Annotated in this window: 16 protein-coding genes; 3 read left to right on the top strand and 13 right to left on the bottom strand. The window is 53.9% G+C overall.

Going from position 1 to position 19,919, the window contains the following annotated elements:
- Positions 1 to 110: 110 nt before the first annotated feature.
- The 10 genes from hrpB to istB all read right to left on the bottom strand — a co-directional run bounded on the left by hrpB (position 111) and on the right by istB (position 11,548).
- Positions 111 to 2,636, bottom strand: a complete 2,526-nt coding sequence (gene hrpB, locus BLQ99_RS02845; RefSeq protein ID WP_245690226.1) for an ATP-dependent helicase HrpB — start codon at positions 2,634 to 2,636, stop codon at positions 111 to 113.
- A 62-nt stretch (positions 2,637 to 2,698) separates the two neighbouring features.
- Entirely contained in the window at positions 2,699 to 3,457 is a 759-nt protein-coding gene (locus tag BLQ99_RS02840) for an amino acid ABC transporter ATP-binding protein (protein ID WP_093687950.1), read from the bottom strand.
- A gap of 12 nt (positions 3,458 to 3,469) precedes the next feature.
- Complete coding sequence (locus BLQ99_RS02835; protein WP_093687948.1) at positions 3,470 to 4,123, bottom strand: amino acid ABC transporter permease; 654 nt, start codon at positions 4,121 to 4,123, stop codon at positions 3,470 to 3,472.
- Between the two features lie 119 nt (positions 4,124 to 4,242).
- Positions 4,243 to 5,007: an amino acid ABC transporter substrate-binding protein gene (locus BLQ99_RS02830; protein ID WP_093687946.1), complete on the bottom strand. Its 765-nt coding sequence runs from the start codon at positions 5,005 to 5,007 to the stop codon at positions 4,243 to 4,245.
- A 156-nt stretch (positions 5,008 to 5,163) separates the two neighbouring features.
- Positions 5,164 to 6,408: a BaiN/RdsA family NAD(P)/FAD-dependent oxidoreductase gene (locus BLQ99_RS02825; protein ID WP_093687944.1), complete on the bottom strand. Its 1,245-nt coding sequence runs from the start codon at positions 6,406 to 6,408 to the stop codon at positions 5,164 to 5,166.
- Positions 6,409 to 6,550: 142 nt separating this feature from the next.
- The gene (locus tag BLQ99_RS02820) at positions 6,551 to 7,306 is read right to left on the bottom strand and encodes an energy-coupling factor ABC transporter ATP-binding protein (protein WP_093687942.1); all 756 of its coding nucleotides are present in this window, start codon (positions 7,304 to 7,306) and stop codon (positions 6,551 to 6,553) included.
- The gene (gene cbiQ, locus BLQ99_RS02815) at positions 7,306 to 8,115 is read right to left on the bottom strand and encodes a cobalt ECF transporter T component CbiQ (protein ID WP_093687940.1); all 810 of its coding nucleotides are present in this window, start codon (positions 8,113 to 8,115) and stop codon (positions 7,306 to 7,308) included. The genes BLQ99_RS02820 and cbiQ overlap by 1 nt, the downstream gene beginning before the upstream one ends.
- Complete coding sequence (locus BLQ99_RS02810; RefSeq protein WP_245690225.1) at positions 8,116 to 9,213, bottom strand: energy-coupling factor ABC transporter permease; 1,098 nt, start codon at positions 9,211 to 9,213, stop codon at positions 8,116 to 8,118.
- 177 nt (positions 9,214 to 9,390) lie between these two features.
- Positions 9,391 to 9,870 (bottom strand): hypothetical protein, encoded by a 480-nt coding sequence (locus tag BLQ99_RS02805; RefSeq protein ID WP_093687936.1) that lies wholly within the window; start codon positions 9,868 to 9,870, stop codon positions 9,391 to 9,393.
- Between the two features lie 88 nt (positions 9,871 to 9,958).
- Positions 9,959 to 11,548, bottom strand: a complete 1,590-nt coding sequence (gene istB, locus BLQ99_RS02800) for an IS21-like element helper ATPase IstB (protein ID WP_093687934.1) — start codon at positions 11,546 to 11,548, stop codon at positions 9,959 to 9,961.
- A 389-nt stretch (positions 11,549 to 11,937) separates the two neighbouring features.
- On the opposite strand from istB, the gene BLQ99_RS02790 reads away from it, so the two are divergent.
- A complete protein-coding gene (locus tag BLQ99_RS02790; protein WP_093687930.1) occupies positions 11,938 to 12,717 on the top strand; it encodes a hypothetical protein in 780 nt (259 codons plus the stop codon).
- A 64-nt stretch (positions 12,718 to 12,781) separates the two neighbouring features.
- On the opposite strand, the gene BLQ99_RS02785 is transcribed toward BLQ99_RS02790, so the two are convergent.
- The 3 genes from BLQ99_RS02785 to BLQ99_RS02775 all read right to left on the bottom strand — a co-directional run bounded on the left by BLQ99_RS02785 (position 12,782) and on the right by BLQ99_RS02775 (position 17,420).
- A complete protein-coding gene (locus BLQ99_RS02785; RefSeq protein WP_093687928.1) occupies positions 12,782 to 13,411 on the bottom strand; it encodes a hypothetical protein in 630 nt (209 codons plus the stop codon).
- Positions 13,412 to 13,511: 100 nt separating this feature from the next.
- Positions 13,512 to 16,781, bottom strand: a complete 3,270-nt coding sequence (locus tag BLQ99_RS02780) for an O-linked N-acetylglucosamine transferase family protein (protein ID WP_171904575.1) — start codon at positions 16,779 to 16,781, stop codon at positions 13,512 to 13,514.
- A 114-nt stretch (positions 16,782 to 16,895) separates the two neighbouring features.
- Positions 16,896 to 17,420, bottom strand: a complete 525-nt coding sequence (locus BLQ99_RS02775) for a hypothetical protein (protein ID WP_093687924.1) — start codon at positions 17,418 to 17,420, stop codon at positions 16,896 to 16,898.
- Between the two features lie 543 nt (positions 17,421 to 17,963).
- On the opposite strand from BLQ99_RS02775, the gene BLQ99_RS02770 reads away from it, so the two are divergent.
- Positions 17,964 to 18,650 carry a response regulator transcription factor gene (locus BLQ99_RS02770; RefSeq protein WP_093687922.1) on the top strand — a complete coding sequence of 229 codons (687 nt, stop codon included), beginning with the start codon at positions 17,964 to 17,966 and terminating at the stop codon, positions 18,648 to 18,650.
- Positions 18,647 to 19,732: a sensor histidine kinase gene (locus BLQ99_RS02765; protein WP_093687920.1), complete on the top strand. Its 1,086-nt coding sequence runs from the start codon at positions 18,647 to 18,649 to the stop codon at positions 19,730 to 19,732. Before BLQ99_RS02770 ends, BLQ99_RS02765 begins: the two co-directional genes overlap by 4 nt.
- The last annotated feature ends 187 nt before the right edge of the window (positions 19,733 to 19,919 follow it).

Below are 19,919 nucleotides of genomic sequence, written 5' to 3'. Positions count from 1 at the left end.
TTAGCACTCCCTGCCGGGCAGCCCAGGCGGTGTATTATTGCGCTATTGTATCAAAAAAAAGCTATGTCAGGACAAAAGCCCTTTGCCAGTTATGGCAAAGGGCTTTTGGGCTATGTCCGCGGCCGGACACGGTGGGTTGGTGTGGCGGCAAGCGGATCGTCGGGCCAGTAGTGTTTCGGGTAACGGCCGAGGAGGTCTTTGCGCACTTCGAAATAAGCGCCACGCCAGAAGCTGGCCAGATCCCGCGTCACCTGCACCGGCCGGTGCGCCGGCGACAAGAGGTGCAAGGTAAGCGGCACGCGGCCGCGGGCAATCCGCGGCGTTTCGGTAAGTCCGAACATTTCCTGCAGCCGCACCGCCAAAACCGGCGCTGCCGGATCAGAATAATCAATGGGTATGCGCTGGCCGCTGGGAACAACGATATGGGTCGGCGCACACTCGTCCAGTTCCCGACGCTGATCCCAGGTCAGCATCGACTCGATAATTTTTACGAGGTTCAACCGGGCGAGGCCGTCGCGGCTGCTGATGCCGTAAAGGTAGGGAGCGAGCCAACTCTCAAGAGTTCCGACGAGGGCCGCATCGCTCATATCGGGCCAGCCCGGCTCCAACCGGTGCATGAAGTTGATGCGCTGCCGCAGCTGACTGGCCGCCCGCGTCCATGGCAAAATGTCCAGGCCGGCTTCGGCGATGCCGGCGAGCAGCGCCGCCAACATGTCCGCCGGCGCCGGGTCGGTCACGGGGACTTCCTTAAGGATCAGCGCGCCCAGCCGCTCGTATTTGCGGGCCCGCACGGCCTGCGCCGCCCGGTCCCAAGCGACGCTTGTCACTTCTTCAATCCGGTCAGCGAACTGCTGTTTTAAAGCGGCAAGGTCTACCGGCGCCGCCAGTAAAATGCGGCTCTCCGCCCCTTGGTCGTCCAGTTCGGCCGCGACTAAGTACGGCGCGTCGGCCAAGGTCTGTATCCCGGCTAAGGCGGCGCCGCGGCCGCTCGTCAGGAGAAACCGGCCATTTTCCCGCCGCTGGCCGATCCGGTCGGGGTAGGCAAACGCGAGCAGTAAGCCACAGGCATCGACATCGCCGGCTTCTTGCCCGGCAATGCCAAATAAGCGCCGCCAGTAGCCAAGCTCGGCCCGCAGGCGCCGCACCGCCGCCCAATCAACCAGATGCCCCGCGCAAAGGGCCGGGTTATCCCGCCCGGCTTGACCGGCAAGGCGGAGGGCTTCGACGCGCAACCTTAGGTCCGCGTCGGAAGCGCCGCCGGTACTGCGCAGTATGTCCCGTTCACTTAAGAGCACTGCAAGTTCACAGGACAATCCGCCCAGGCCCAGGGGAATAGCCCGCAGAACCATATGGGCCAGCCGGGGATGAAGCCCCATGGCCGCCATGCGCCGGCCGTGGGGCGTTACGGCGCCGTCGCGGTCGAGCGCGCCCAACTGCTGCAGCAGGTCCCGGGCCTGGGCGAACGCGGCGGCCGGCGGCGCATCAAGCCACAAAAGTTCGGCCGGGTCGCTCACGCCCCAGACGGCCAGTTCGAGCGCCAGCGGCGCGAGATCGGCTTCCAAAATCTCCGGGGTATTACGCGGGACCAGCCGCGCATCTTCCTGCTCTGTCCAAAGGCGGTAACACACGCCGGGGGCGAGTCGCCCGGCCCGCCCCCGCCGTTGGTCGGCCGAAGCCCGTGATACCATAACGGTCTCCAGGCGGGTCATGCCTGTCCGCGGCGAAAAGCGGGGAACGCGCATAAGCCCGCTGTCAATAACCGTCCGTACCCCCTCAACCGTTAAACTGGTCTCGGCGATGGACGTGGCCAGCACCACTTTGCGCTGCCCCGGCGGACTAGGCGCGATCGCCAGGTCCTGCGCCGCCAGGGGCAGCATCCCGTAGAGCGGCGCCACGCGCACATTTCCGCCCAGACCGCGCGCGGCGAGAACCGCCTCAACCCGGCGGATTTCGGCCGCGCCCGGCAAAAAGACGAGAATATCGCCCGGCGCGGCGGCGAGCGCATCGAAAATCGTATTAACAATAACTGTTTCGCGTCGCCCTTCGTCAACCGGGCGGTCAAGGTAACGGGTCTCGACCGGGAAAGCGGCCCCGATACCGGTCAGAACCGGCGCGTCACCTAAGAGCGCCGCCACCGGCGCGGCGTCCAGCGTAGCCGACATAACCAGCAGCCTTAGGTCGGGCCTGAGCACGGCCTGCGCCTGCAGACAGAGGGCCAGTCCCAGGTCGGCATGGATGCTGCGCTCGTGGAATTCGTCAAAAATCACCAGGCCGACGCCTTCGAGGGCCGGATCGGCCTGCAGGAGACGGGTCAGCACCCCTTCGGTGATGACTTCGACGCGGGTATTGGCGCCCACCCGGGTATCAAGCCGCACCCGGTACCCTACCGTCTCCCCAACCTGTTCGCCCAGGCTAGCTGCCATGTACCGCGCGGCGGCCCGCGCCGCCAGGCGGCGGGGTTCCAGTAGCAAAACGCGCCGGCCGGCCAGCCAGGGTTCGTCCAGCAGGGCCAGCGGGACACGGGTTGTTTTCCCGGAGCCCGGCGGCGCGACCAATACCGCATTGGCCTGGCGGCGCAGTACGTCTTTTAATTCCGGCAGGATCGATTCGATGGGTAAATGGAGCAAAAGAGTCACCTCGATGTAGCAATTAACAGTAACCAGCCCTGGCCGCTTAGCCGAAGGCTGGTTCCTTTAGGTCACAGCATATTGTTGAGGAAGGCCTGCGTCCGGGGATGGCTAGGCCGGCTGAAAATTTCTGTCGGTGTTCCCGCCTCAATAATTTCGCCTTTATCCATGAAAATAACACGGTTGGCCACTTCCCGGGCAAAGGCCATTTCGTGGGTCACGACCAGCATGGTCATATGCTCTTCGGCCAGCTGCCGCATGGCCCTGAGCACCTCGCCGGTCAGTTCGGGGTCCAAGGCTGAGGTGGGCTCGTCAAAAAGCATGATGTCCGGCTTCATGGCCAGCGCCCGGGCGATGGCCACCCGCTGCTTTTGGCCGCCAGACAGCCGGGACGGGTAGCTGTCCCGTTTGTCGAGAAGCCCCACCTTGCGCAGCAGTTCTTCCGCTTCCGGCACGATGTCCTCCCGTTTAACCCCTTTTACCACCAGCGGCGCTTCGATGACATTTTCCAATACCGTCAGATGGGGAAACAGATTGAACTGCTGAAACACCATCCCCATCTTGCGGCAAATCCGCCGCGCCTGTTCCTCCGGTGCGTAACGGGTCTTACCGTCCGGGCCGGGGGCAGCCAGTACTTCCCCTTCGATCTCGATCGTGCCCCGGTCAATGGTTTCTAACCGGTTAAGACAGCGTAGAAAAGTGCTTTTTCCCGAACCGGACGGCCCGATAATGGCCACGACCTCACCTTTACTTACCTCGAGCGAAAGGCCTCTTAAAACTTCCAGCTTATGAAAACTTTTATGAATGTCTCTAGCCCTAATCATCTGCATGGCAGTTATCTCCTATTCATCATATACCGCGTACCGCTGCTCCAACTTCTGGAACAGCCAGGTGAGAGCCAGCGTCATGACCAGATAAAAGACGGCGGCCACAATAAACGCCGTCGTATTAAAGTCGCGCTGGACAATGGACCGGGCGGTTCTGAGCAAGTCATTCATCGCCAGAACGTAAATCAGGGATGTATCCTTGACCAGGGTAATGGTCTCATTGCTCACCGGCGGCAGCACCCGTTTAACGACTTGCGGCAAAATGATGCGGCGCATGGTCTGGACATAGGTCATGCCGAGGGCCTTGGCAGCTTCATACTGCCCGCGGTCAATCGACTGGATGCCGGCGCGGAAAATTTCGGCGAAATAAGCGGCATAGTTAAGGACAAAGGCCACCACGGCCGCCGGAAAGTCAGGCAGCCTGACACCGATATAAGGGATAAACGGTAGGCCAAAATACACAAACAGTAGCTGGAGCATCAGCGGCGTACCTCGGAGCAGCCAGATATACACTCCCACCGTCCCCCGCAGTACGCCGAACCGGGAAATGCGGGCCAGGGCCAATAACAGTCCCAGCGGCAGGGAAAGAACAATGGTCACAAAGAACATCTCGAGCGTTACCGCTGTCCCGGCCAGCATGGGCTCTAAAATTTCCATCACATACGTCATTAAATTCTCTCCTGTCTAGGGTCTATCAAATGAAGAATCTATATTTATTCGGCGGCTAGCGGCCATCCTGCATAAGAAAGGCCAATGGCGGGAAACCATCGGCCGATTCCGGTTCATAACTATTTTACAATATCAGCACCAAACCATTGCTTGGAAATTTTTGCGGCAGTGCCGTCCTTTTTCATCTCATCCAGCACTTTTTGCAGCTTATCCAGCAGTTCTTTGTCATCTTTTCTGAGGCCTACGCCATACTCTTCCGAGCCGAAATTGTCAGCCAGGATAGCATATTCGCCCGGCTTCTTGGCGATATAATAGCGGCCGACAATTTCATCCACCACGACCGCGTCTAGCCGTCCGGCTTTTAAGTCCATCAGCGCGGCCACATTATCGGGATACTTTTTCAGTTCCTTAAAGCTCTTAAGGGTAGCCGCGTCTTTTTCTACCGCCTCAACGCTGCTGCTGCCGTCCTGTACCCCTACGACCTTGCCGGCCAGATCAGCCTTGCTTTTAATTGGCGAGTTAGCATTTACCACGATAATCTGGCGGTTTTCCATATACGGTTTGGTAAAGGCGATGTTTTCTTTCCGTTTCTCGGTAATAGTCAGACCGTTCCACAGCACATCCACCCGTTTGCCGTTAAGCTCGGCTTCCTTGCTGTTCCAGTCAATCGGCTTAAACTCTACTTCCATACCCAGCCGTTTGGCCGCTTCCTTGGCCATATCCACATCGAAGCCAACAATATTGTTCTTGTCATCCCGGAACCCCATCGGCGGGAAGTTGTCATCAAGCCCGACAACAATCTTTTTCTTCGTCACGCCGCCGCAGCCGGCAACAAGCAGACCAACCAACAGCAGTACAAGCAAAGATGCAACCAGTTTGCGCATTGTTTATTCCTCCACTCCCAAACAATCTCATTTCCTATTTTACTTTAATATATTAAAATATAGAAGTAATAAAAACCGACTTCTTAATAAACTATTCCTGCTTTGTACGCAAAATCGCGCGTTTTCATTTAAAATCGCATCTTTGCTTTTTCTGCTTTAGTCCTGCCTGGCCGCGTGCCGACCGGCCACATACCCTGTGGAAAAGGCGGCTTGCAGGTTGAAACCGCCGGTATACCCGTCGATATCAATGACTTCGCCGGCAAAATATAAACCCTTTACCAGCTTGGATTCCATCGTTTTCGGATTGATTTCTTTCGTAGACACGCCGCCGGCGGTAACCATTGCCTCGGCCAGCGGCCGGGTTCCTTTAATGGTAAAGGTCAGGCCGGTAATGGCATTGGCCAGCCGCGCCCGTTCGTTTTTGGTTGTCTGATGCACCGGTTTTTCCGGATCGAGAAACGCCAGATCGATAACAACATTTACCAGTCTGGCCGGCAGCAGGTCGGCCAGGGCGTTTTTGATTTGCTTGCGGCGGCAATTAGCAAATTGCCGCTGCAAGCGCTTGTCCACCTCTTCCGGAGCCAGCGCCGACATCAGATTTATCGCCACGAAAACCTCGCCCTCACCTTGGGCCAGTAAGGCGGATACCGTATTGCTGAGCGACAAAATAAGCGGACCGGAAAGGCCAAAATGGGTAAAGAGCATTTCGCCCTCTGCCTCGGCCACCTTGGCTTCGCCGCGGAGGACAGTAGCGCTGACATTTTTCAGCGCCAAACCCTGCAACTCGCCGATCCATTCTTCCGCCACTTCCAGCGGGACGAGTGAAGGCCTGAGCGGAATAATCGTATGGCCCGCCTGCTTGGCCATGGCATAGCCATCCCCCGTCGACCCGGTGCCGGGATAGGACGCCCCGCCTGTCGCCACGATGACGGCGGCGGCGTCATACCGTCGGCCGTCACGGGTAACAACGCCTGCGGCCGCACCGTCTTCGATAATGAGCTCTTTTACTGCTTGGCCCGTCAGCAGGATAGCGTCCAACGCGCGCAAGGCGGTTAAAAAGGCATTAACCACATCGGCCGCCTTATCGCTGGCCGGAAATACCCGTCCGCCCCGTTCCACCTTGGTGGGAACGCCCTGGCGAGCCAAAAAGTCGATTAAATCGTGGCTGCCAAAGGCCCGTAAGGCGCTATGCAAAAAAGCGCCGTTGCCCGGCATGTTTTTGATATGGGTCTGGACATCGCCGCTATTGGTAACATTGCAGCGGCCGTTGCCGGTAAGCAATAATTTCCGGCCTACCGACGGCATCTTTTCCAGCACCGTCACCCTGGCGCCGCCCCCCGCCGCGCTAACGGCCGCCATTAGGCCGGCCGCCCCGCCACCTATCACAATTACGTGTTTCATACGCCCACCTTTTCCGTTTGTTTTTCTGATTACTATTCCCCGCTTACCAGGCTAACAATTAACTTTACTACACAATCTTCCTAAGCAAAACGATCCGCCGCCCATGCAAAAGGCCCGCCGGTGCGGGCCTTGTACCGTTCCTTTACGTCTTTTTTCCACAGACCGGACAGCCTTGCAGCCGCAGCGGCTTTTCCAAATGACTGCGCGCGAGTAACGCCTCATCATTGAACACTTCCAGCGTGGGGCCGTCGGCAATGACCTTGCCTTCACTTAGTACGATTGTCCGTTCGCACAAGTCCAGCACCAGATCCAAGTCGTGGGTAGCGATAATTTTCGTATGGTAAAACGACTTGAGAAGATTGATGAGCTGCCGTCTGGCCAGGGGATCGAGGCCGGCGCTGGGCTCGTCCATCACCAGGATATCAGGCTGCATGGCCAGGACGGTCGCGATCGCCACCGCCCGTTTCTGGCCGCCTGACAATTTATAGGCCGGGCGGTCTTTAAGTTCCACGGCGCCAACCGTTTGCAGTGCGGCAATGACCCGGCGCTGAACTTCCGCAGGTTCCAGTCCCAGGTTTAGCGGCCCGAAGGCAACGTCATCGTATACCGTTGGCATAAACAGTTGGTCGTCGGCGTTTTGAAAAACCAGGCCGACACTGCGGCGGATAAACTTCAGGGTTTCTTTATTCACCGGATAATCGCCAATCCGCACCGTCCCTTGGGTTGGCGCCAGCACCCCCGCCAGGTGCAACAAGAGTGTTGACTTGCCGGCGCCGTTCGCGCCAACGACGGCGACTGCTTCGCCGTGGACGATTTTGAAAGTGATGCCGTGCAGCGCCGGCGTGTTATCCGGATAAGAGTATTCGAGATCTTTTACTTCCACGATGTGATGACTCATCAGTTGCCTCCCGTCAGCAAAACGCCTAACCGATAGGGAATATTCGTCAAGCGAACGGCCAGGAAAAAGATAATCCAAGCGCCAAGGAAAACAAGGTCCCCCAGCCGCAGGGGGCGTGACCGCAGGCCGCGAAATTTCCCATCGAAGCCCCGGCACAGCATGGCCTGATAAATGCGCTGGGCCCGGTCAAGGGTACGCAGCAGCACTACCCCGAGCAGCGACCCCCAGACCTTATAACCTACGCCGTTATCGGCCGGCGCGCGTAAAGCGTGGGCACGCAGCATGCGGATAAATTCATCGGTCAGTACGTATAAGTACCGGTACATAAATAAAATCTGAACAATAAACACGCGCGGCAGCCGCAGCTGTGCCAGCGCCATCCCGATTGCGTCGATGCCGGTCGTGGCGATTAGCAGCAGCACGGCCGCCACGGCCAGGCTAAACCGGAGCAAAATAGAGAGAAAAGAAATCCAGCCGCCGGAGATGACGAGCGGCCCGGCCTGGACAAGCGGCGTTTGGTCAAAGAGCGGATTGAAGATGCCGATAAACACCACGAAGGGAAGGGCGAGGAGCAGCCTTTTCAGCAGCAGAATAAGGGGTATATTCCCAAGGCTCATTACAAAAACGGGGTAAAACACCATTGGCGCCAGGCCGGCAATGGCGTATTTAGGAAAAGAGGCGACCGTGACGACAAACACTAAAGCCGTAACCAGCTTGGCACTAGGGTGGAGCCGGTGAATAAAGGAATCTTGGGCAGCCAGTTCATCAAGATGCCGCAGCTCAAGCCAGCGCTTTTCAATGTTAATCATCTAGCACTCCTGCTTCCGCCTGCCCGCCGCCAACTGCAGTCCCTTGCCAAACAGCGCCGCCAGCAGCAGCGTCAACACCGAGCCGGCTACCCCCGCCAGGGAGGTGCCACGGTCAACGGCCGGCCAGGAGCTCTCCACCTTGGCGCTGTCCGAGACATTACCGGCTTCCTTCACGTTATAATCGGGAAACACCGCGATTTTTTGCTGCCACTCGGCAAGGACGCTGTGAATAGTCCCCTGGGGAGCCGCCAATTCTTCCTGGCCGGTAGCCTTGAGGATTGACCACTCCAACCCATCCGGGTCGGCGGAAGCAAACCAGGACAATATTCCGCCGGTCACCACGGCCGCCGCCAAAATAGCGATTAGCAACGGTTTTAGGGAGACGTTGCTCAGCGGCTGGACCCGGACAGCCTTTTGCAAAATTTCCGGCCGTTCCTTGGCAATGAATAAAATGACCGCGGTGGTTATCAGTCCTTCAACAAGGCCAATCGCCAGATGAATCGGCTGCATTAACAGGACAAAGGAAGCAAAGGGCAGCGCCGAAATACCCGAAAAAACGGTTTCCAAGACCACGGCAAAGGCTCCTAACTGGAGACCAATAACCGCGGCGGCCATCGCCCCGGCGACATGGCGCCCCTTGCCTGGATTTGCGCCGACGATTTTCTTGTAAATGAACGGATAAGCAATATAGCACGGGAAAAAACCTAGATTGAAGATATTCGCGCCTAGGGCCAGCAGGCCACCGTCAGCGAAAAACAGGGCCTGAATGGTCAGGATTGAGGACATGGTCAAAAACGCCGCGTGCGGCCCCAGCAGGATGGCGAGCAGCAAGCCGCCGCCCAGATGCCCGCTCGACCCGGTCCCCGGGATCGCGAAATTTACCATTTGGGCAGCAAACACAAAAGCGCCCAATACGCCCATCAGCGGCACTTTACTGTCGTCTAAGTCCTTCTGCAGCTTTTTCGCCGCATGGGCCGCCACTCCTGCCGTGGTCGCCCACATCATCCCCCCCACCGCCGGGGAAATTAACGCATCAGCCATATGCATTACGTTCACTCTCCTTACAACGCCCAAAATTACCGGAAAATAAAAAACCACGAAAGTACCCCTATTCGTTAAGGGATATGACCTTCGTAGCCAATTCAATTCGCCTGACAAAATTAATAAACCATCGCCGGCCTTCAGACCAGCCTATTTCTGTTGTATTTTTATTCGCGACAAAAAATTAACTTTCCTGCAGGCAGGAAAGTTAATTTTCGTACATCGCTCCGCTAACTAATCGCGGTGGAGCCGGTGAAGTGTAAACTCGCTGTGATGGGGATGCCAGCCGCGCTCACCGATATAAATTTCGTCGACATCAATGCGGTGACCGTCCATGAACAGGTCAAAGTTCAGCCGTTTGCCATCGTCGACGCGGAAATCAAAGCCGTCCAGGCCTCCCGCCGTAGTGAACCGGAAAGTGATGGTATCCCGGTCGCGGCTGAGCCGGTAATAGTCACCGTGTTCTAAACGGCGGCCGTCAACATCTTCAAATTTCCCGTCAGTGCGGATGACGCCGCTGAACACATGGTCATGGCCGCGGGTAGTAGTGCGCAGATGCAGGCCGTCATCATCACGCCAGACAAAATAGCCCCGGATATGCCCCGGATCCAGCATATCAGGCCGGCCTTCGATAGACCGGTCTTTGGCCAGCGCCGCGCCGGCGGACAAGACTAGCAGAGCTACGACAATCACTAAAATGGACAACTTTCTCACTTATACCATCCCCTTCCATGTTTTGTCCCCATCATAGCAGTAAAATGTGACAAAATAATGACAGGAATGTTTCGTACGATTTCAAAATTCACTCTTTCACGCTATCCGGCTGGAGCCGGTGTTTCAAGCGATAAGATGGACCATGGGTATCAATGACGTACGATTTATGGATCAGGCGATCAACTACCGCAGCGGTCAACATTGGGTCGCCGAAAATCGCAGTCCACTGGCTGAACTCGAGATTGCTGGTGATAATAAGACTTGCCCGCTCATACCTCGCGGCGATAACTTGAAATAATAGTTCGGCGCTAGGCCGGGACAGCGTGAGGTATGACAGCTCGTCAATAATTAATAAATCGATCTGGCCGAGTATTTGCGCCAATTTTGCATAGCGGCGCTGTTCTTGCGCTACTAAAAGCTTCTGTATCAACTCTGCCGCAGTATAGAATTTTACCCTGTAACCCCGGTCACAAGCCAGCAAACCTAAAGATATGGCCAGATGGGTTTTTCCTGTTCCCGGATTACCGATCAAAACAATATTCTCTTTACGGGAAATAAAATCACCCTCGCCAAGCTGTTCAACCAGGGGGCGGTTAATCCGCGGCGAGTGTTTAAAATCAAAGGTATCTAATGTTTTGATTACAGGAAAGCCAGCTTTACGAATTTGGCGTTTTTTCAGCGGTTCTTTGGCTAAGCTACTTTTATTCCGGCCATTACTGCCTGATGTTGCGGAGCGCAGGTCGGCCTTCGCCAGCGCAAGCAACGCAAAACTGGTATGAACAACTTCAGTGGATTTTTTGTCTAGTTCACTTGTCCAACGGCCATCAGGTCTTTGCAGAGCTACCAATGTATCGGCCATATCGGTATACCAGTCATTTGTACCGATGAAAATAATGGGCGGCTCGATAACACAACTACTTGCTATACTGTATAAATAATAATAATACCAACTATCACGAATGCCTGGCGATAACTCAATAATATAGTTGGTATTTAACCAGTCCAACGCATGGCCAACCAGACTTTTAACCTGCGCCAGGTCATCCGGATTGGCCGCAAGCGCGTTAATCGCTTTAAGACCTGCCAGCGCCGCGGCCGTCATGCTATGTCGAATACCGCCACTATTAAACCAGGAATAATCACCCAAACCATACGTGTAGCTCCCGTCATTATTAATATCATGGTTTCGCTGATACCACTTGACCGCCCTGCTCCACGTTTCCTGCGGTGCCACTAACCCCCACGCGGCGGCGGCATATAATGCCAAAAGCGCATATTGCGTACTGGAACCGTTGGCCGCGTTGGCAACACCGGTCAAACCCCAGCCGCCATAGGACAATATTTCGTCCGGATTATGGCCCTGCGCCTGTATCAGCCACTCGGTGTCGGACTGTACCCTGCTTACAATATCCGGTGTTTTTTCCCCGTTAGCGACCAACGCCATAACCGTCAACGAACGGAAATAGCTATCGTCCGCTGGGGCTGAATTTAAGATGTAAGCGATCGCCTGTTTTACCGCCGCGTCTTGCTTTGCTACATTACTGAAAAGTAGCGCCATTACGGCTAAACAGGTTGACCCGATTCCCCACTTGCCATAACTGCCATCGGTATTTTGCTGCGCCTTAAGCCACAATGCGCCATGTTTTATCACTTTATCTATCTGCTGCCGGGTAGCCATACAACCCCCCCCTTTTTTTCATCCTATTTAAGCTTATGTCTGCAAGCAGAAATTTAAGCGAGCGCCTCCGGCGGCGCTCGCTTTTTTACATTAAACCGCGCCTTGGCCAACCCTTTTTTATATTTCACGCGCCGACACACTATTATTACAAGAATCATATTCTGTATTAAAGAAATTAACCACTTTATGTACCAAGCAACAAGGCCACAAAACTCTGCTTTTTTTGCCGGAGCGCACACCTTTGGCGACAATAAGCATATTATGTACTAAGAAAATAACTCCTTTATGTACCAACAAAATAAAATTTACGCCTCGAAGGGGGGAGATAACCAGCTATTAAAGTCGTTTGCTAAACTTAACCTGAGTAATAATTAAAAGGAGGCAAATATATGATAGAAGAATACAAATTAGAAGTACCTGAGTTTGCCAGTCTCAGGCAAGAAAATTGCCCTTGTAACACCGATGGTCCTTGCAGCGAGTGCTGCAACAAGGGTCAAAACGCGACCTGCAATATTGCGACTGGAAGGACAGTACCAGGCAATGTACCGAACCATCCTGGACCCAATTGCTGCTGCCATGATATTTGCGTTGAAGAGGTCACCCATATTTGCACCCATGTGGTTAACGTAGACATTCCCTATCCGCCTGTCGGCAGATGCCGGATAAATTTACCACAAGGTGTTACTTTCCCGACACTTACCCCGAACGAAGTATGCCAAGTTGTAATTACCTGCGCTGAGGAAGAACTGGACGCCAGCTGTCAGGCGATTAATGTCCAAGTCGGGATAATGATTATCTGTCAGTCCGGTCAATGTGCGGTAGCCCTGCCGACCTGTATCAGGTTTACCTGCGATTTCAGTAACACCTTCGACTTCGCTACCTGTACTGGAGTTCCCAATGCAGCTGCAATGAGAGAAATTATCAGTAAGACCGACGGTTCCTGCATTAAAGCCGTACTGCGGGCCCAGGTCAACGCCACCGGCGATAGGATCGAGCTTAGAGGCAAAATCATTGACAAACTGTGGCGCCACGAAAACCTGTGGGTCATGGCCGTTCAGCCCTATCCTGAAATCGAAAACTTCGCACAGTTCACGGTCAAAAGCGAGTTCACTACCTTCAGCCATAACTTCCCACTTTGTAACAACATTGCCTGTCCTACCTGTCCGTAGGAAGGTTATTGCCAAGAGAGGGCAGACTGCGGTCTGCCCTCCTTTGTTTTAAAAAAGCCTTCTATTATCTTACGGCTACCACGTCGCCTGTCATTAAAAATTTCTCCAGCCGCGCGAGCTGCTCTTCGATAGCCCGGAGACGGGCGGCTATTTCCTCCAAGAGGGCCTCCTGCTTTTTCTGGCCGGTAGTCATGACCGGTTTTTGCCACAGCCGGTTCTGGCTAAAGTTTTCCGCACTACTGCCTGCCAAATTGCGTAAAAATTCGTCGACAGCGGCGGTATTGGGCAACACGTAAGCTTCCTCCCCGTATTGCCACTCTACCTCCGCATCACCTGGAAACTGTGCCATGTCTTCGCCCGCGGCGGCTGCCGGCTCAGGCGAGGCAGCGTCGGGTATGGCCTGCAGCCGGGCTGCTATTTCCTGCAATGTGACGCTCTGAACATTTTGGGCCTCTGCCTCCTCCCGCCGCCACACCCGGGTCAGAGTGAATTCGCCCGGTTCAGCGTCAGGAAGGCCGCGCAGCAGCTGCTCGCCAGCCTCTGGCGGCAATATATACACTTTTTGCTCCCCGTCCTGCCAGGCCAGATACTCATCCCGCAGCAACTGAGCCGTCGGTTCCGGCGAAGTCAGTTCCCAGCTCTGCCGTTCACCCATGGCTGCCAGTTTGCTAAAAATTTTACCTTCAGCGCTCATCGGTGGTTTAACCTCCTCTGCTTCCGCATGTTCGCCTTCTGGCAATGATTTATCCTGTGGTAAAAGATGATGTAGTATATGCAGTACGCCGGAAATGGTGTCACCATTTCCGGCGTACTGCATAAAAACCGGCCTGGTGTTTGGCAGCGCGGTACTCATTAACAAGCCGGGTTAAGACAGCCTCAAAGGCCGGCTGAGCCGCGGCGCCATTAAACAGGATGCTCCTGGCCCGCTTGCGTATCTGGTCCCTGACCCGCCGGCGCAATTCTTCATCTTGGGCAAACCGCACCGCCCAGTCAACATATTGAGTCTCATTGACGGCAATGCCTTCCTGGATGCCTAAAGCCCGGAGCATATGGGCTCCCCAACGGCTACGGGCCATCTCGCCTTCCTGGGTGACAATAGGCAATCCCATATACAGCGCTTCCATGTTGGTTGTCCAGCCGCCGTAAGGATAAGTATCAAGTTGTACATCGGCAATGGCTAATAGGGCCACTACGTGCTTAAGCGGCGGAATAATGAACAAGCGGTTGTCTACGCCTGCCTCCCGTGCTATCGTCATAATTCGTCGGGTCAACGGATTATCTACATTGGAAGCATGATAGGGCTTAAGTACGATGCAGGCATTAGGTGCCTTTTTCAGAATATCAATCAGGAGGGCGTCCCGCTGGGGACCATGCTTAATGCCGTTGGCGCAGGAAACGAAAACGACAACGTCTTCGGGAATTTTCCAGTCCTTGCGAGTAGGAAGCGGCTCTTGCGTGAACGGCGGCGGATACTGGGCCGCTCCCAAATTGGGCAGTCTTATCAGTGTCTCCCGATAGTGCCTGTCGGCATCGACCGGTTCAAAATCGCCGCTGATATAGTATTGGATTGTCGGCATACCGGTCGTCGTCCCATGGCCTACCATTGCACACTGCACGGGAGCCAACTGCAAACCGGCCAGCATGTAGGTAACCGGGTCCATACCAATGTCGGTATAGATCAAAATATCCAGTTGGCTGTCAACAATGCTTTGGGCGATACTTTCAATATCATACATGTTGGGAAACCGTTTAAAATAGTCGCTATGCTTGACAAATAATTCGCTAATCTCATCATGGTAGCCACCAAGCGCAAATACATATACTTCAAACTTGCTTTTATCATGGTGGATCACCCTGTTCACCATGTAGTAACTAACGGCCTGATGGCGAAACATTCTTGATATATAGCCAATGCGAATTTTATCGCCTGTCCGGCGCTTCTTCCGGCTATGGTCCAATGCTGCATATTGCGGGAAGAACCGCCGCATGTGCCTGGCGATAAAATCGCCAAAAGCCGAAAGAGCATCGACATTGTTGCCGCCGACATAGGAAATACGCCAGAAGCCTTCCATAACCGCGCCGACAAAGGGAATGAAAAACCGGCGTGACATAGACAATTGGCACAATTCGCTTGCGTATTGTAAAAACTTTTGTCGGTGTTGTTCCGCAATATTAAAAAACGGTACGTTAAGCAGCCAATAAGTAATGATGGCTTTGACGCAAAAAGGCAGTACCGGATGTTGCCACAGCTCAACGGCAGTAATGGGACTAGTAGGGGCGGCAAAGGGATAATCCATGCTTGCCACCATCAGCTGTTTATACCAATCGGCCGAACTCCTGTCAACGGGAAAATCTTGGCTATGCCCCGGCGCAGCGGGAACATTGGCCTCAAGGTTGAGGGAAGAGAAAGCATCGAGGAATACCTGTCGCCAGATCTTAAGAAGCAGCTGCTGCCGCTGTTCGTTCAGTTTAGCCAGTTCGGTAAGCGGTGTATGGACTAAATACTCGCGCATTTTCTCCCGCAGGATCTGGCAAAAATACAAAAGCGCCTGTTGTTCCGCCGGCGGCAACCCGTCACAGCGTAACGGCAGCAAGCGATATTTGTGCCATTGTTCAATAATGTCCCAGAATTCTGAGCTCTGGGCCGCCGCGTTTACGGACTGAAGGCAACAGCTAAAGAACCGGTCAAGAAAGATAGCCCGTTGTGGCACATCCTCCGGCGCAAAGGTATTATAGAGTTTCCGAAACTCCTGCCAGACTTGCGCCCAGCCTTGGCTTTGGCTTTTTGCTATCAACCGGGGTAACCGTTCGGGGCCCACGGCTATCAAGTTTGGGCCACCGGCAGCCCATAATATTTCTTCATAAAGATCAATATAGTCGTCTACCATGCGCTTAGCACTGAATTTATCTATAATTCTTAGCCGCGCCGCATCGCCGGCGCGCTGCCGGACAGCGCCATCATCCAGAAAATAAGTAATGCCACGGACAAGGTCGTCACTATCGCCCGGTACAGCGAGATACCCTGTTTCCGCGTGTACCACAATTTCCGGCGTGCCACCGACGGCGAAGGCCACCACCGGCGTTCCGCAGGCCATGGCCTCACAAATGGTGAGGCTTAAGTCCACTAGGGACGTTGAAACAAAAAGGTCAGCCGCCCCATAGTATTCGGCTAAGAGCCGTGGATCGGCGATGAACGGAAGGTCTATTCGCGGTGTTGGCAGCCCGGTGAACGCAGAATTATCTATGGTACCAATATTGAGCAAAAGCAGTTCCGGGTAGCGGTCATGCAATTTTTTCAAGGTCTGGGCCAAAACAACGCCGTCCTTCGCATTTTTGTCAAAACCACCATGGGCGGCAAACATAATGATTTTTTTGTCCGCAGGCAGCCCCAGCTTTTTTCGCAGCTTGGCCCGATCACCCGGACGAAAATTGTCGGTGTCGATGCCGTTGTAAATCAATCTGATGTCATGTCCCTGCAAAATGCTGTCTTTGGCCTGCTTTTCCAGCCACGCTGACGGACAGACCACCGTGAATTTAGCTATTTTGTATACCGACGCTTTAATTAGTTGCACTAACTCCCGCTGCGGCGGTTTCTTAATATTTTCGTCCTGTGGACATTGTGCGCACCAGTTATGCCGCCAGCTGTCGCAGGAACCGGAATTTAAACACCCGGCAGTGAAGGCAAGCGGGTCATGCATTGTCCATACTGTGGGTTTGGCTGTCAGGAACGGTAGCAGCAAAAAGGAAAAATAGCCGCCGTCAATACAGTGCAGGTGGACAATGTCCGCCTGGTCAAACAAAGGATCATTAAGCACCTTGATTAGCGCGGCTGAGTATAAATCAAACAAGCCCTCCTGAGATTGCTGCCTAAGCAGCTTTTGTTGCCATTTGGCCTCTGTAAATGGCGTTGGTATGACCCGTGGGTCGTTAGTAGTACAGCGATGGGCAAAGAGATGGACATCATAGCCTAAGGAGGTCATGCCATCCATGAGCGTCCAGGCAATTCTGGCCGCCCCTCCCTGGAAATCAAAAAGGTTAACATGTACAACCCGCAAGTTTCTCATCTCCTAACGAAAACGACCTTATTGGCTAACTATGCCAGCCGCCGATATCTACTGCGATGGGCGCCATCCTTTGCTATGGACAAAAAAGCGGTAATTCCGCTCTTTTCCACCAATCTATTTTGCTTCAAACAGTTTTTGCCACCATGATAGCTGCTGCCTTTCAACTGTTTTTTTTTCCAGCATAGCCCCTATTTCTGTTAGCAACCGGCGCTCCCGCTCGGCCAATTCTTGCTGCCGTTCGACTTCAATTTTTACCCGCTCGTTTTCTTGTTCCTCCAGTGCCTGGAGCAAAATAGCCACGAAAGAATTCTCCATCTGCTGCAGCTTTTCCTCAATAGTCTGGAGACGGGCGGTAATTTTCGTCAACATCTCGCTTTTCCGCTCGTTTTCAGCCAGCGTTTGGCGTAAAATAGCCGCGAAAGAACTCTCCATCTGCTGCATCTTTTCCTCAATGGTCTGGAGACGGGCGGTGATTTCTTCCAACATCTCGCTTTGACTTTTTGCATTTGTTACCTCAACTGGTTCGGTGACGTATTCATCCAGTGGCTTGTTGCGCAGGCTCAGCACCAGCTCGGTCACATCGTCGGGATTAGATAAAATGAACATTCCGTTTTGGTACTCTATGTTCTTTGGCCCCATCTTATTTGCCCCCCCTTTTCCCGCAAGTTCTTCCCCAACAATCAACACCCAGGCTATTACAATATATGTTAAAAAAATCTAAATTGTGAGTTCCTGGTGCAATAAATGTCCTAGTCCTGTATTCCCATGCCGAAGATTACGCCTTATGGGTAACAATCGCTCTACCGCAAATAATCACTGCTGCGGCCGCTGCCTGCGCTCACGGTCGCTAGCAAGGTTGCATAAAATAAACAAAATAAAATTTGATGGCAGATGCCGCAGGATAAATTAGTCGCTACTGCTAATAGCATTAAGGGAGGAAAAAACACATGGATGTGGGGTTCATGATTCGCTGGCCTAAAGCTGGTACTGTGAGCAATTTTCCTGTCGTCGGCGAAGAACTATACGCCACGTCTCTAACGCCTTTAGCTGGCTTATCTAAATTGTTAGCGTTTCGTCAGTGATGGTATCTGACGCTTACTTTGCCGTTCGCGCTCCGGCGACCAGAAAATGCATTGAACCATGGAGAAGATATAATATAATGTTCCATAGAGGTGCATAAAAATGGCTAAACGAATAGCAATTGTCGACGACGACAAGAAAATCGTCGCCCTTCTAAAAACCTATTTTGAAAAGGAAGGTTTTATCGTCTACGAAGCGTACGATGGAACCGAAGGCCTGCGGCTCATCCAAGATAAAACACCGGATATCGCGGTACTGGATGTAATGCTGCCACAGTTGGACGGGTTTGAAATATGCCGGCGACTGCGAAGAGAAGGCAATATACCGATAATCATGCTTACGGCCAGAGATGAGGAAACCGATAAGCTGATTGGCCTTGAACTGGGCGCCGACGATTATGTGGTAAAACCGTTCAGCCCCAGAGAGGTGGTAGCAAGAGTAAAAGCCATTCTGCGACGGTCCGGCAAAGGAACAGAAGAAAGCAGCGGCGTCATAATTGCCGGCCGGCTCGCGATCGATCGAGACAGACATGTGGCAAAAATCGACGATGTTCCGTTAGAGTTAACGCCAACAGAGTTCAAGCTCCTTGCCCTGCTCGCCGGCAATCCGAAAAGGGTTTTTTCCCGCCTTCAGATTATTGAGCATATACAAGGCTACTCGTTTGAAGGGTACGAAAGAACGGTCGATGCGCACGTGAAAAATTTGCGGCGAAAACTCGGCAATGCCCAGTATATCCAAACAGTCTACGGGATTGGCTATAAGTTCCTGCCGGCGGAGGCAGAAAAATGAGTGTTACTAAAAAAATAACCGGCCTTGTGTTTCTCCTCCTGGCCGTAACTGTAGGGGTAATGATATGGCTGACTGACTGGCAGATGACCACGCATTTCCGGGCTTACGTCACGGCCGTGGGCGCCGCCGGCCACGGGCACATGATGGGCATGTACGGCGTACACGAGCTGGCTTATCTGTCGTCGGTCCACCGGGGACTTGCCTGGGTAGGCGCCGGTATGCTCATTGTCGGATTGGCTGCCAGTTACGTTCTCGCCAGGGGAATTTCGGAACCGCTCAGGCGGCTCAGTCTCGCCGTGGCGGAAATCAAAGAGGGAAAATACGGCCAAAAAGTGGAGATCACCACCGGCGGCGAATTGGCAAGTCTGGCCGAGGCTTTCAACAGCATGAGCGACCGGCTGGCCATTAACGAAAAACTGCGCAAACGTCTGCTCGCCGACATCGCCCATGAACTACGAACCCCGATTACCATAATCCAAGGTAACCTGGAGGGAATGATTGACGGCATCATCGAACCGAATAAAGAACAACTTATATCGCTACACGAGGAAGCGCTTCACCTTAGCCGGCTGATTAAGGATCTGCGGGACCTCTCGCTGGCCAATGCCGGACACCTGCCGCTGGAAAAAACCAAAGTATCCCTCCTGCAATTAGCAGGCAGAAGCGTTGCCCTGCTTAACCCTATTGCCGAAGAAAAAGGGATTTTGCTCTCTTGTTCAGGCTCAGACGCCATCGTCGAAGCCGACCCTGGCCGGACGACGCAAATTTTCCAGAACTTATTGTCCAATGCGCTGCGCTACGCACGAGCCCGCGTAACGGTGACCGTAACGGAAGAAGACGAGTGGTCCGAAGTAACGGTAGCCGATGATGGCCCAGGCATACCGCCGGAACATGTTCCGCACATTTTTGATCAATTTTATCGGTGCGATGAAGCGCGTGACCGGCAAAGCGGCGGCTCCGGCATTGGCCTCGCAATCGTAAAAAGCCTGGTGGAAGCGCACGGCGGGACAGTGACCGTCCACAGCATTCCGGGCGAAGGCACTACTTTTACGGTGCGGTTTAAGACCTCCCCTGGCAATTGAAGATGCGATTCGCCTGGAGATTAACCGGGCGAGCAGAGCGAAAACAAAGCTCGCTCTGCTCGGGTTATACTTACCGCCTAAATTGCGTTCCATCGACAATTCGCCACAACTTTTTACCGTCAAAGACACGATTAGGTCGTTGCTCCGCGAGATAGACTCGGTCTTTTTAACCGAGCAGCGTAATTTA

The sequence above is a fragment of the Sporolituus thermophilus DSM 23256 genome (genome assembly GCF_900102435.1).
Taxonomy (GTDB): domain Bacteria; phylum Bacillota; class Negativicutes; order Sporomusales; family Thermosinaceae; genus Thermosinus; species Thermosinus thermophilus.
Note: the sequence above shows the minus strand (reverse complement) of the source record. Positions and strands in the feature narration are given on the sequence as shown.